Here is a 13309-nt window from a genome sequence, read left to right as displayed (position 1 = left end):
CAGATCCGTCAGGCTTGGATCTTCCCTTTGGAGCAAACAAAAGACCGTGATGAGCCCTTGTTGGGATGCAGCATGCAGAAGACCGATAAAATCATCTTGTCCTCACTCCCCTGGTTCAAAGCCAGACCTAAACCCTTCCATTGGGTTCTCAAGCTCTCGGTTGTCTTGCCGAGCAGCTATCTCTTCAAGGAGAGATTTCATTGTTAAAGCGCGAAATATCATCACAAACCACCCTTTTAGTACGTGGCATAAGTGCCGATTATAGTATAGACAGGTCATCATTAAATCTCATTCATTTTGTTGATTTCATCTGGTGGTGTCTGATTAAAATTGTATGCTAACTGAGTCTACAAATCTTCCGTTCTTACGATACAATAAGTTAGAGAGCACATTCCTTCAATAATTTACAATTAATACTAGTTTGTTATCCTAAAAAAGGAGATTTTCTGTTATGACAGGTAAAAATCAAGAGCATATTCAAACTCTTGCAGAAACCATTTTTAACATGGGTCGCGAGAGCATTATGAATAATATCATGGATGGAACCTTCAATCTCGATGATTTCGTTGAATCACAGGAAGGCAACATTCGTAAAGAACTTGACGAGAATTGGGAAACCCTCGTTGGAACCGGAAATCCCTACTGGGATCGGGGAAGTATTACCGAGAACGATCTTAAATTTATCATGGGCAGATTAATGCATGAGCTCTGCCTAAAGCTGCCTGAAATCATAAAAAAAGCACTTAAAGAAGGATATCACGCCTGGCAGCTTGAATATGTTGAAACGCTCACACAGGTCAAAGACCTTACGGTAAGCTTGTGCCAAAAAGAAAATGTAGGGTCAACTCGTGAATTGATGAACCTGCAAACTAAGGTGCTTTTTCTTCAAAGTGTCTCATCCCTAATCGAAAAGGCACGATTATTTTTCACTGCACAGCAGCTGAAAATAGATCCCGTGGCCATTCCGGTTCTGACTTTTCCATCAGAACTTGAAATCAAGGTAGCCCAAGCAAACGAGCCTATTGAGATTAGTGAAATCGCAGTTACTGCTTCAGTATCTGCAACATCCCCCACTCCAGAAACTCAAATCGAAAGTACGCCAACCGGCAGAAAGAAGACAACCAAGACTACTACCGGGAACGAAGGAACTATGAACGAGAACGAGATCGGAACAGTACATATATTTGAACGTTCATTGGTCAACGGCTTCGTCAACACTGTAGAGTATAAGCCGGCATTTGTCCCCGAAAAGATCATACGTGAAAGGGACTTTGAGCACGGAGATAAGATCAGGGTGGTAAATGTTAGGCCAGTTGGGGATAAGATACACTACGATTTTGAGTTGGCTGAGAAGACCAATTCACATCCCTCCCATCGGATTCAAATCAACTTGTGTATTGTGGAGCAGGACACAGGTGGCTTATTTGTACAGAGAGCAGATAGTGGTCAGACCAAGGTCGTCTTCGATGGAGCCGAAAGGAAATTTTATCTTAAAGAGCATGATATTACGCGGCTGAAACTCACGGGAGGTGATATTGTAGACATTGCATTCTGGTCGAATGATCCAGAAACTGTGAGGGTCGTCTGGAAACATTACATCTAAGCATGAAAAAGGAGCGGGTTACTATCCGCTCCATTGGTTATTTAGGCTATTCGGATTTCGTGGTGGAATAGCTGGAAAAAAAGAGACACTCATTTTTGAGCGTCTCGATAAATTATAATTTGATTACGAAACCATATCGGACCACTTGCTAACCACTGGATCGGCTTTGGAAACATTCCATCAGGCCAATCCTTTTTCTTAGCTCGTTGCAAATAGGTAGAAACTTTTCTTTTGTCCCATCCAAGTATTTCAGCGGTTTCCGAATGCCCAACAAGAGGCTCTTTGCCCATGAAACCCTCTCTGCACAAATAGCAGAGATTGCTGTCGTTAGGAGTAGGGCGAGAAATTTGTCTCCCGCAACACGCACAAGCTTCAAGGTTACGCCATCTACCATTTTCGTCAAAATGTTTTTTTAAATATTCCACATATTTTTCCGTCTTATTAGGTGCGAAGTGGGAAACAAAATCCATACCAGATTTAGCGATAATGCCATCCTCTGGTGTGGTTCCACAGAAATATAAATCGTCATTAAGCTGTAAGACATCGTAGTTATACTGTTCAGAACCGTTCATGCCTTTAAAATTCAAAATGGTGTATTCTTTAATTTCCATTTCACAAACGCCCCTTCTTATTGTTGACTTTATCATACATAAAAAGTATGATAAAGTCAACAATTATCTGGAAAATATTTTTGTCTTTTCTCGACGAAATCCGAATACCCGTTATTTATTGGGGGGTGAGGAACCTCTTCGACTACCCATTCAGCAAATTCATCGAGAAGAGAAACATCCAGCCTGACTTGGATTCGGTAATTAACGGACCGCCTTTAACTTTCGTCACAAGCAGTGGCTATGTGTAAACGTCCCCCACAATAAACTGTATCTTCTTTATTTCGTTTCTGAGCAATTTAATCCCCTCTCCTACTCTCCATAACCCGATTGAAAATAGAAGCAGACCTTTGTGACAAATCAGAGGAAATTTCACTCCCTTGCATAACAGGAGTATCTTCGGACTTGAGCTCTTTATATTTATCAAGGATAACCACATCATGAATGAGCCATATTTTCCCGGACATTCTAAAAAGACCATGCTTTTTGTACTTATCGAGCAAACCTCGGGAATTATCTCGTCGTATAGTTCCCGAAGTTAAACCATGTTTTTTTTCAGCTTCAGAGGTAGTCATCACATTTGATACGACCTCTTTGCAATTTGAACAGATAGTGTACGTTCCAAAGAAGGTTGGATTGCCGCCCTCCTTAATCCATACCCCACATTGAGAGCATCGATATGGAAGTTTACCGCCTTTTATACGATCTACTTTGGTTTGCAGATCTTGAATCTGAAACTGCAAACTGAGAATTTGAGTATGAGAATCTGGAATCAATGTCCGCAACTCATCAAGTAGCTGTTTTTGATCCTTAAGCATGTTAAGTCGATCACTCATCTCTTCAATCCATGAATGGAGTAAATTATTTCTGCGTCGGCCGACTCTATAGAACAGATCAGCTACCACCTCATGAACGAGCCAACATTTTTCAGATTTTCGAATTAATTTTTCTGCTTGCAGCGGCTTAAGAGGTCCTTCACAATCTTGCTTAACGGTACCTGGACTCTTTAGACCAAGCTGTTCTTCGAGCTCAGTAGTTCCCTTTATCTGATTGATCGTCCGAATACATCGAGGACAAATCATAAAAGAGCCCTTTGCTCCCATGCGCACCGGCTCATCTGCATCTGTTATTTTCTGTTTGCACATGCTACAGTTAAAGTGCGAAAACTCGAGGTTTAGGCGGTCTTTTCGTAGCTCAAAGCTACGGATTTCCGCCTCGATACTGAATACTTGATAAGCAGCATCCGGTAGTCGGTCATATTCTTTAAGTAAGATATCTAGGGTGGAGTGTAGTTGACTTAGCCTTTTATTATAATCATCCATCAGCATTGACATATAGAGCCACCCCTAACATGCGATACGTCTATGAATATATTATATCCGAATGCGTACCAAATGAGAAATAAACAAAAAAGATCCCTTCGAAAAGGAGCTGTACTTGCCATTTTAGCTTATCACTTATTGTTACTCACAATAAGCAAATTGAGCCAATCCGCATGTTGCATGTCACATTCATACTTGCTTAGGTTCACGCAGGCTGCAGCTCCGGGTGAAATATGGCGAATCCCCCCCACTATCCGGAAGGCAATAAAGGCTAGGAAACAAGGTGGTGATTCGTTATCTGCTGTACACAGGATTTCCTGCTCATACGGTCTACCAATCGTGGATTTGCAGAAACGTCAGTCCTTTACACTCACGCCCAAAAGCCCAACATACGTTGAATGAATATTTTTTTCTAACAATGTTAGGGGAAGAAATGATACTTGAAAAATTAGGAGAATATTTACTCCCCTAATATAATGATAGTAAAGTAAAATATCCACACCAAAGATTAGTTAGATTTAGATCATTATAAGTAATGGAGGGGATAAATTGAGATTTGAAGTTATTAAGGACATCCCAGAAGGTTGGGAAGAGACAGCAAAAATTGGTGATATTTTAACATTAGGCAGATGGCAAGGCTATACCACCCTCTTTAAGGGTAAGAAAGCGGTTTGTGACGCAGGGAGCGTATATGCTAACGAGCATTGTAAGATTTCTGGGAATCATAAAAAGTAACGAGGTACTGGTGAACTACTCACTACATAAAGAAAATGAGTAAGAGGATGAATTTATGTGATAAAAGTATTGGCAAAAATTTGGGCTTGGTTGTAACAAAATGAATAAGGAGAGTATATTACGTGGCGCTTTGGAAGTTACTTCTTGCTGTGCCGCCGGCACTCGTAGGATTTGCAATAATGTTTTTTTTAATCTGTTGGGCACTTCAATCTATAACTAACTGGTTAAGTCCGAGATACAACAAATTGAATAGAGAGGATCATTCGAGTGGACGAAAAAATCTTAATTGATAGGCTCGTACTTAAAGTGAAGGAGTACGCAGATGGAAGGGCAAGGGACGTTGCAAGAGGGGCAGAAACTCCACGTCTCGCGGCACTTCTTCTCCAAAAATATGGGAGCGGCGTAATAGATACTGTTTCATTGATCCTCGACACCCCTAGAGCGGCAGATCCAATATCAAAAATCTTGGATGAAGAAACGGCCAGGATTGACCCACAATGGCGTGAACATGATCGAGAGCGTTGGTTAGGACGGCCTGCGGATCTTACTTACAGCAAGTAATTCTTTGAATAAGGAGCGTACATTATGGGATTTGAAATAAGTGAAATCGTCCAACATTATCATCAAGGAAAAGGCACGTACCATGGATACGATCCATTGGCTGGTACGGGCTTTGTAGACTTTGGGTGGGGCATCGTTAGAGTATCAATGTGCTTCGTCTCGAAAATATCTTAATGAATATCGAATGTTCATAATGAGACAGTTTCCGGAATATAAAACGTATTCCAAACAAGAATATTTGTTCGCTTGTTAGGCGGGGTGACATTGGAGTTCGTACAGCCAATCCGGAATATTAATCAAATAGAAATGATCAAATCTTATTTGCTTCATCGTTCGATACGTGGCTGGTTTTTGTTTGTGAAGGGAATAAACGTAGGTTTGAGAATCAGCGATCTATTACCATTGCAAGTAAAGCGTGCGAGTAATAAAACACATATTATTATTCGTGAAAGAAAGACCGGAAAGAAGAAGCTTTTTCCAATAAATTCGGAACAGCGTTCCTTGATCAATGAATACATCAAAGGAAAAACTGATGATGAATTTTTGCTCCCATCCAGGAAGACGAAACAATAGGCCTATCGAATATTGAACGCAGCAGCGGCAGAAATCGGTCTTTGTGAAAAAGGAACCCCTACTCTACGAAAGACCTTCGGGTATCACTTCTACCAGAGAACAAAGGATGCAGCTCTTTTACAAGAAATTTTTAATCACTCATCACCATCCATCACCATGAGATACATAGGGATCAATCAAGACATTATAGATAAGGCAATTAGCGGATTTCATTTATAAGGAGTGCGATAATATGACCCAGCAATTCCATTTATATTTTAATACCCATAGAGTCTACGTTTACATTCGCTGATAATAAGTTCTATAAACTCAATAAGCAGGATCTGTCGAGGGAGCTGGTGGATGTTGTTCCGCCACCAAGTAAGGCTGATCCAATTATAGTTTTGCATAAAACACAATTCGATTCGGCAAAGGGTTATTTATTGGCAGTTGATAATCCATTTAGAATTGATGTTGGAACCGCTGAAATATATAACAGAATTGGCTTTATAACAGACGAAGAGTTATTGGATTATAAACGGGCAGTTGAAGAAAATAACTGGAGAACGTAATCTGAATGAACACCGTTTGAATAAAAATATACATTAGATAAAGCTGATAATAGAAGTAATACAGCAAAAGATTACATGCAAAAATTCATTGGAGGAAAATGTTTATGAAATTTAAAATGCTTTTGATAGGTTCATTGCTATTAAATGCAACCCTATTTATATTTAATTATTCTCCAGAACGTAAAGCTGTTTTCCCAAGTACACCTTATATACTTGATGCTAATTTTTTTCATTCTTTGGATAACATCATTATTACTTATGATGGTTTGAAAACCAGTGCAAAGATACTAAATGACCACGATATTCCTTTTACTGTGAATGGCCAAACGGTAGAACAGTCCGATCTCATCAAAGACTGGCCATATAAAACTTTCGAGTCGAGTATAGAATTAGATGAAAATTCGAATGTGCTTGCAGTTAGGTTTATTCAAAAGGATAGATAGCATCAGAATTGGAGTCTTTCGATGTACAAGAAAGATCTTATAGCGCCAACTCGTAACTACGTTCAGAATCAGAAAGAAGAAGGCTGCTGTTATATAATTTCTAAGTAAGTATATGATGTTACAATATGAATAAGGCGGTGTATTGAAATGGCGTATATCAAACCAATATGTAATTGCGGAACCGACCTTATATTTACTCAGGAATTTTTTTATCGTGAGCAATGGAGGATTGGTCCAAACGGAAAGCTGTTTGATCGGAGAATGAGGCAATCCGAAGACGATAAGTATGTACTGTATGAAATGTTGCGCTGTCCCCAATGTTTAGAACATTACGAATTTGAATACGATGAGCTTGGGAGAATTATCGTTGTTGGAAATATCGTAGCAGGTTTTTCAACAAGTGGTCATAACACTAGCGTTCTTCGTAAGGCTACATAAGTTGTCATAAGGAAGTTCATTTTTCAATTTGTTATGCTCAATATCTAGGAAAGTATTGAAATATAGTGAACTAATAAAAGGTTGTAACTTGCATCCATTACTTTGGTTGTTGCTGTACTTTACCTTGGCTTATTAATCCGACTAGGCGAGGAGGTGTGATACTCATGAAAGGGTATGAACTAGTTTCCGGACCTCGGTTAGCGAAATACGTATTTTACAATGGAGGGATTTGTTGATGAATTGGTTACAAGAGTTGACGGGTACAAATAAGGCGGTCATTGCCATGTGCCATTTGCAGGCCATGCCGGGCGACCCGTATTACGACAAGGCCAAAGGCATGGACTACGTTGTGGAAATGGCCAGGCAGGAACTGCGCACCCTGCAGGATGGCGGAGTGGACGCGGTGATGTTCTCCAACGAGTTCAGCCTTCCGTATTTGACGGATGTAAGAACCGAGACCGTTGCGGCCATGGCCCGCATTATCGGGGAACTGAAAAGCGAAATTAAAATTCCGTACGGCGTCAACGTGCTGTGGGATGCCAAAAAGTCGATCGACCTGGCGGCGGCGACGGGAGCGCAGTTCGTGCGGGGGTTTTTTACTGGGGTGTATGGCAGTGATTTCGGCTTGTGGAACACCAATGTCGGCGAAACCGTCAGACACCGGCAGGCCGTCGGCGCGGACAATGTGAAGCTGCTGTTCAACATCGTGCCGGAATCAGCCAAGTATATGGCCGTGCGCGATATTCGCGAAATTGCCGTATCCACCGTGTTTGTCGGCAAACCGGATGCTTTGTGCATCTCCGGGCTAACCGCCGGGGCTCCGACGGACCCGCAGTTGCTGCGTTTCATGAAGGAAGCGGTGCCCGGCACGGTGGTACTGGCGAATACCGGCGTCAACGCCGCCAATTTCCGGGAACAGTTGTCCATCGCGGACGGCGTGGTGATGGAAACGGCTTTTAAGGTTGATGGAAAGTCCGAAAACAAGGCGGATGTGTCGAAAGTGAGTTCGCTGATGGACCGGATCAAGGAGTTTCGTTTGGGGCTGAAGGGTTGACGCGGCAGCGTATGTACTAATATTGCGACCTCTAATAATAGGACTGTAAATAGTCATGGAAGAAACATTAAAGCTGCTGGAGGAACTGACGTCGATCGGAGCGCCGAGCGGCAATGAGGTGCCATTGATCATATAATTGAGCAACTATATGCAGAGTTTTGCGGAGGAAGTCAGTGTCTATCGCCTGGGCAGCGTTATGGGCCGGATTGCCCCGCTTAGACCGGATGCGCCAAGGATCATGATTTCCGCGCATATGGACGAGTTCTCGTTCATGGTACACAAAATTCTGTCGGACGGATTTCTGAAAATCACCCGCAACGGAGGCATTCCGGAGAAATAGGAAATAAGAAGAGTTGAATTTGTACCGGTTAGGCAATATTATATCATAACCGTTGTAAAGGTTAATTGCTTAGGTAGAGGGACATCTTTATGTCCCTCCAATTTTTTAAAAGTTCACAGATGAATATGTTCATTTTCTAATCGATACCATGTTTGGACCGAAGGCCCCGTTTTGCTTCATACATGTCTTCCAAGTCAATTTCTTTGTTGCTGTAACGCTTAAAGATGGCAACATCCTCAAGCATAATTTCCAATAAAGCCTCACCTGACAAGGACCCCATATAGAAGTTCCAGAATAAATTATCTTGAGAACTCCCCATATCCCGCTCCAAACCAACGCTTCTGCAGAATTCACATTCGAGTGCACCGATTTCGCTTCCCAGAAATTCAGTCTCAACACCAAAAACTCCGGTAATCGCATTCTGTTTCTCCTTGAGTTTCTTGGCAACCCTTAAGAGAACAGAAAGATCGGAGAGTTTTTCGATCATCATGATTGATAAAAAGAAAAAGGACAGCTCAGCTCTTAGCTGCCGGCCATTCCTAGTATGTAGGGAAGGAATTGAATACAGGGGTGTTGAAATATTGAAACTGAACATGAAACAATAATAAACTTATAAAAGGTACTATCAGCTGCACCTCGCGTGCGAACGGTTGGATAGTTATTGAAGATTTAGTTTTAGTGCGAGGTGATCGTTTGAAAATAAGAAAACCATCGGTGAAGCAAATGGCCGTATTCAATATTTGTGCAATCATCATCCTAATTTTCCTTTGGTATTTAGTAAGGCCACTTCGAATACCCGAGTTGTGGACTGCGCCTGGGAACATCGTATCGATTGACCCTCTTATAGACGCTAAGCCAATACGAAAGGAAAGCAGACACATAACAACGAACTTATATATGACCTATGTAAAAGAGACGGAAGTCAATTCCCGTTGGGAGAAATTCACTTTAGGGATTGAAGGGTTCGAAAAACGTGCTGTATTACAGTCCTATGCTTCAGCAGCTAATGGTGATTTTACAGAGCGGGATTTGAATGCACTTGGTAAAGCACTTATTCCCTATATGAAACACGACATTATCAAGGCAGCAATGGTTCATGAGAACATCGATTGGCCTGAACAAATATCAAAACCAATTGTAATCTTTCATCCTGAGAAATTTAAAACCGGACGAGATTTACAGGTTGGAGATGAAGTAGTAGCCCTAAATGGTGCGGAAATCGACTCTGCCGATGATATCAATCTGCTCCTTAAAGATAAAAAAGTTGGAGATACCGTGATTGTAAAGGTTATCAGGAATCAGCATAAACAGGAAGTTCCGGTTACGATCAAGGAATTGGATATGCGTGGCAAGGCAACTTTAGGAGTGTACATGAAAAACCGATTTACCTTTGACGGACTCTCTGAAGATGATGTTGTAAGTCTTGACGATAGCTATTCAGGAGAATCAGGCGGCTTCATCTTAGCTTTAGGCCTAATCCAACAACTGGAGCCTAATATAGATTTCTCTAAGGGGAGAAAAATAGCCGGTACCGGTGCAATATCAAGAGGCGGAGACATTCAACCTATAGGCAATTTGGACCTGAAGGTGCTAACCGCAAGCAGAGAAAATGCAGATCTCTTTTTCTACCCTAAATTTCAGGAAGACCAGGTAACAACTGCAGTTAAGAAGTACAACATCCATAATATCGAGCTCGTTGGGGTTAGAAATCTAAACGAGGCCATTTCTTATCTCACAAACTAAAAGCTCTTAGGAGATATGACTCTTGCAACTCGGTTAAATTAATAACGAGGGGATGCCACAGAAGAAAGCCGAAAATGAAGCATTCAAACAGGCCTGGTTAGAGATCGAAAGGGTAGAGTTTACTTGCCCTCTGTGTGGCGGCAAAGCCATCGGAAATAAGTAGTAGTACGGCGGCGGGATCGGTGGATTGGGTAGCAGATGCACCTTATGTGGCATATCCCACTTAAAATTAGGCTATGCAAAAAGAAGCGGGTCCCCGAAAGGCCCGCTTCTACTTCATTGAAATTTACTTTCCACTCACTTACCTTGGATTGAAGCGAGAATGGCTGTGATGCCTACTGTCGCGAGATGCTCCCTCTCAGAAAGCTCCCCACTGCTTTAAAATACTGATTCATCGTTACCTCCGTCGACCTCTGTCCCAGCCGGCCCGGTAATCCAATATCGACTGAATGTATTATTGAAGGAAATTTGGAGCCCTTCAGCTGCATAAACGTTCGAAATGAACTCCATGAGATTAGGGCGCAGTGGAAGTGCTACTTCGTCAACAATGAAAGAATCACGCATCAATCCGATTACGTAGACATCCCCATCAGATTGTTGCCCACGAATTCGGATTACGCTTCCCCGGTCGCACAGCTCCTTGTTGATCATATCGACAATTTCTTTTTTCTTCTGGTTATCCATGGTGCTTGAGGAGGTCTCTTGATTGAGAGACAGGTCCGTCACGCTGGAGATACGAGCCTCCCAATTCATGCAGTAAAGCATCTCCACCTCGAACTCGATTTTAAGGTTTGGCACAAGGATCTTATCGATTCGATAAGGTGTGCCGCCATCACTTACTGCCAAAATTCCAACCGTGATTTCCGGATCGATATCCGTACCCTTTTTAGCCAAATACGATCCAACAATCTCCGATGTGTCATCGAGGTCGTTACTTCCTATCACAACCTGCTCGTCAGCATCATGTTCAAGGCGTTCCAGAACGACCTGACGATGCGTATTGGGGAGGATCAGAACGCCCTCAGTTTTATCGACGCTAGGAATGAAGTAAGACCCATCAGCTCCAGATCCCGGCTCTCGATCGACATTTCGTACAAACGTTGAGCTTACGGGAATTTCATAACCTAGCAGCGAGAGAATGTAGCCGGCGATCGCCTCATTGTCGAAAGGACTAAGCTTGTCTTCCCCAACACCAACACTTCCGCCAGTGATTCTCCATTTCAGGTCTTCGCCTTTATGAACCGTAACGACGACTTGTGGAAAATCATTTAGGAGAATATCCATAAAGGAGTCCGGATCACACATACCTGCTGTCTCGCCATTAAATTGGCCTTTAAGCAAGCCTTCCTCGTTGATCTTGGCTCCTTCAAACGGTACAACATCCTTAAGATGTGAAATAAAATTATCAGCTATAAATTGGCTCATGTTTACCCCTCCAGGCACATTAGAATAGTAAACGGCCGTCTCAGTCGAGCAGCCGTTTACTTCGTAATTTAGGCGGAATAGTTAACCCATCCGAAAGCTTCTTTGATAAATGATATCGATTCGTCGTTTTTTTTCGTCCATTCCTTCTGCCGCTCGATGGCACCGTTTTTGTACACCACTTGGCCGCATTGGAAACACATATCTTCAAGATAAGACAATGCGAATGTAGAGCCGCTCGTCAGCACGCTTTGTTCCTTTACCCACTCCAGGTTAGGTTTCCATGCTGTGACGTATTAGAAGGAAGCTTCATGTTCGCTCTCCGAAAGACGAAACGGTTTGTCGTATCCTATCGTTCCTGCTTCTGCAGCCTTCATCATTTTGATAAAAGGTGCTAGGTTATCGCCGGAAATGGTAAGGATGTTTTGGCAGTGGTTAGCCATTGTTCTCACCATCATTTCGATAAGAATAAGAGATGAATGGATGACCTTGATCCAAGACAACATCTTCAGGGGACACCTTCAGCAGCATTTCGATCGGATAGAATTCATCATTGTCCTCTTCATGCTTCTGAAGACCGCAATCAAGCTGTTCATCGGTCAAACAATTCAAGCGGTCCCGTAATGCCCGATAGGTACGGATAGGCTCTTTGACATCAGGCAGCACGGCGGTATACAATCCATTTCCGTGGTATGTAGCCTGGTCACAGCCCATAAAGATTTGAAGTTGCCCTTCGGTTGTGTAGAAACAATCCGGACTTTCGTTATTCCAATCCTCCAGAACTGGAGTAAGACGCTCGATGACCTCCGCTTTTGCAGCTTCAAAGTTCATCGCTAGATCCTCCAAGGCACATAGATTAAAGAACACATGAGCCGTACTGTTGTTGGCTGAGATTTCAACAATGCCGGAAAGCTCGCTTTCCTGGGGTAGAAAACCCAACATTCTGTGCAACTGGTACGGTTTGATGCCCTCCTCGGCGGAAGTCATCCAAGCAACCACATGAATCATATTTACACGCTCCCTCGTTGGATAAAATGTCTGAACCTAAATACCGCACTCAATGTCGCATTCCATAAGAATCGACTCCCAGAGATTGAGGATTTGCCAGTCGACCGTATATCCAACTTGATCATGCGCAGGATAATGGCCTTTGATAAAATCCTCCACGTCGGACACCTTCAGACGACCTTCTTCGACCTTTTCCAAAATTTCATGGATTACTTTCTCTGCATCTCTTTCCATCTCATCATCGGGGAACCAATGTTTAAGGTACCGATGAATCTGGGTTTCGTACTCGTCAGTGTTACGAGCATCCGGCGTAAAAATTTGCTCTGGAAAAGCATTCATTCGCATTCTCCTTTACAAGTGAAATTTGGGTTGTAGAAGCGCAAAACACGCTTCTCCCAGCTTTTAATCATCGCTTGCGCAGAGTGAGGATTTTGATTAAAGGCCCGGAGAAACGTATTTTGGAGCTCATAAAAAAATAAAAGCACTCCGGAGAGATCAATAAAACACACGGGTAGTGTGAATCTGAATTGATCACTCAAAAGAGTGCTTAAAAATCAACTTTAGAATACTCTCTTGCGCCTGCCAGAGAGAAAGGGAAAGAAAATCGTAAGGTATGATCATATATTATCATGATTCATTCGCAATGAAAACTTTAAGCTCCATTTGCATTATTATTCGGTCCACCTAATAGAATTTCCGTCAGAAGGGACTGCATCTATCTATGGAATCTTTTTTGCAATAAACCAGGGCTGATCCACTATCGTAATTGATAGAAATATCCGTTACCTCATGTAGCTTTATCTTCGTCACCGTACCCCCTATTCGGATTTCAATGAGACTATCCTCTTCCGTATCGACCGACATTTCCTTTAAGAAAAATCCGATTCTATCCTTATACAAGATACCCT

The 13309-nt window shown here is 42.3% G+C and carries 15 protein-coding genes and 2 pseudogenes; 10 read left to right on the top strand and 7 right to left on the bottom strand.

Annotated elements, in window-relative coordinates; genetic code table 11:
• Positions 1-451: 451 nt before the first annotated feature.
• On the top strand, positions 452-1603 hold the full coding sequence (locus EHV15_RS35930) for a hypothetical protein (RefSeq protein WP_128636058.1): 1152 nt from the start codon (positions 452-454) through the stop codon (positions 1601-1603).
• 89 nt (positions 1604-1692) lie between these two features.
• Here EHV15_RS35930 and EHV15_RS35925 read toward each other — a convergent pair whose 3' ends face one another.
• Both EHV15_RS35925 and EHV15_RS35920 read right to left on the bottom strand, forming a co-directional pair.
• On the bottom strand, positions 1693-2214 hold the full coding sequence (locus EHV15_RS35925; RefSeq protein ID WP_128636057.1) for a hypothetical protein: 522 nt from the start codon (positions 2212-2214) through the stop codon (positions 1693-1695).
• Between the two features lie 296 nt (positions 2215-2510).
• Positions 2511-3545: a helix-turn-helix domain-containing protein gene (locus EHV15_RS35920; RefSeq protein WP_128636056.1), complete on the bottom strand. Its 1035-nt coding sequence runs from the start codon at positions 3543-3545 to the stop codon at positions 2511-2513.
• Positions 3546-4082: 537 nt separating this feature from the next.
• On the opposite strand from EHV15_RS35920, the gene EHV15_RS35915 reads away from it, so the two are divergent.
• The 8 genes and pseudogenes from EHV15_RS35915 to EHV15_RS35880 all read left to right on the top strand — a co-directional run bounded on the left by EHV15_RS35915 (position 4083) and on the right by EHV15_RS35880 (position 8228).
• Positions 4083-4268, top strand: a complete 186-nt coding sequence (locus tag EHV15_RS35915; RefSeq protein WP_128636055.1) for a hypothetical protein — start codon at positions 4083-4085, stop codon at positions 4266-4268.
• 267 nt (positions 4269-4535) lie between these two features.
• Entirely contained in the window at positions 4536-4829 is a 294-nt protein-coding gene (locus tag EHV15_RS35910; RefSeq protein ID WP_128636054.1) for a hypothetical protein, read from the top strand.
• A 264-nt stretch (positions 4830-5093) separates the two neighbouring features.
• Positions 5094-5621: pseudogene (locus EHV15_RS35905) on the top strand (tyrosine-type recombinase/integrase).
• Positions 5622-5740: 119 nt separating this feature from the next.
• Entirely contained in the window at positions 5741-5953 is a 213-nt protein-coding gene (locus tag EHV15_RS35900) for a hypothetical protein (protein WP_246062128.1), read from the top strand.
• Positions 5954-6057: 104 nt separating this feature from the next.
• Positions 6058-6396: a hypothetical protein gene (locus tag EHV15_RS35895; RefSeq protein ID WP_128636053.1), complete on the top strand. Its 339-nt coding sequence runs from the start codon at positions 6058-6060 to the stop codon at positions 6394-6396.
• 147 nt (positions 6397-6543) lie between these two features.
• Positions 6544-6834 carry a hypothetical protein gene (locus EHV15_RS35890; RefSeq protein WP_128636052.1) on the top strand — a complete coding sequence of 97 codons (291 nt, stop codon included), beginning with the start codon at positions 6544-6546 and terminating at the stop codon, positions 6832-6834.
• 235 nt (positions 6835-7069) lie between these two features.
• Positions 7070-7888, top strand: a complete 819-nt coding sequence (locus EHV15_RS35885) for a BtpA/SgcQ family protein (RefSeq protein WP_128636051.1) — start codon at positions 7070-7072, stop codon at positions 7886-7888.
• Positions 7889-8036: 148 nt separating this feature from the next.
• On the top strand, positions 8037-8228 hold the full coding sequence (locus EHV15_RS35880; protein ID WP_128636050.1) for a hypothetical protein: 192 nt from the start codon (positions 8037-8039) through the stop codon (positions 8226-8228).
• A 136-nt stretch (positions 8229-8364) separates the two neighbouring features.
• On the opposite strand, the gene EHV15_RS35875 is transcribed toward EHV15_RS35880, so the two are convergent.
• Positions 8365-8823, bottom strand: coding sequence for a hypothetical protein (locus EHV15_RS35875; protein WP_128636049.1), 459 nt, complete (start codon positions 8821-8823; stop codon positions 8365-8367).
• A gap of 98 nt (positions 8824-8921) precedes the next feature.
• On the opposite strand from EHV15_RS35875, the gene EHV15_RS35870 reads away from it, so the two are divergent.
• Entirely contained in the window at positions 8922-9971 is a 1050-nt protein-coding gene (locus tag EHV15_RS35870; protein WP_128636048.1) for a PDZ domain-containing protein, read from the top strand.
• A 378-nt stretch (positions 9972-10349) separates the two neighbouring features.
• Here the strand turns inward: EHV15_RS35870 and EHV15_RS35865 are convergent, their stop codons facing one another.
• From EHV15_RS35865 to EHV15_RS35855, 4 genes and pseudogenes are all read right to left on the bottom strand, one after another.
• The gene (locus tag EHV15_RS35865; RefSeq protein WP_128636047.1) at positions 10350-11396 is read right to left on the bottom strand and encodes a hypothetical protein; all 1047 of its coding nucleotides are present in this window, start codon (positions 11394-11396) and stop codon (positions 10350-10352) included.
• A gap of 68 nt (positions 11397-11464) precedes the next feature.
• Positions 11465-11677: pseudogene (locus EHV15_RS36905) on the bottom strand (hypothetical protein); the annotation flags it as partial.
• Positions 11678-11828: 151 nt separating this feature from the next.
• Positions 11829-12401, bottom strand: a complete 573-nt coding sequence (locus EHV15_RS35860) for a hypothetical protein (RefSeq protein WP_128636046.1) — start codon at positions 12399-12401, stop codon at positions 11829-11831.
• Between the two features lie 36 nt (positions 12402-12437).
• Positions 12438-12740: a hypothetical protein gene (locus tag EHV15_RS35855; RefSeq protein WP_128636045.1), complete on the bottom strand. Its 303-nt coding sequence runs from the start codon at positions 12738-12740 to the stop codon at positions 12438-12440.
• Positions 12741-13309 lie beyond the last annotated feature (569 nt).

Origin of the sequence: Paenibacillus oralis (assembly GCF_003863965.1) — a bacterium.
In the GTDB taxonomy this organism is placed as follows: domain Bacteria; phylum Bacillota; class Bacilli; order Paenibacillales; family Paenibacillaceae; genus Fontibacillus; species Fontibacillus oralis.
Note: the sequence above shows the minus strand (reverse complement) of the source record. Positions and strands in the feature narration are given on the sequence as shown.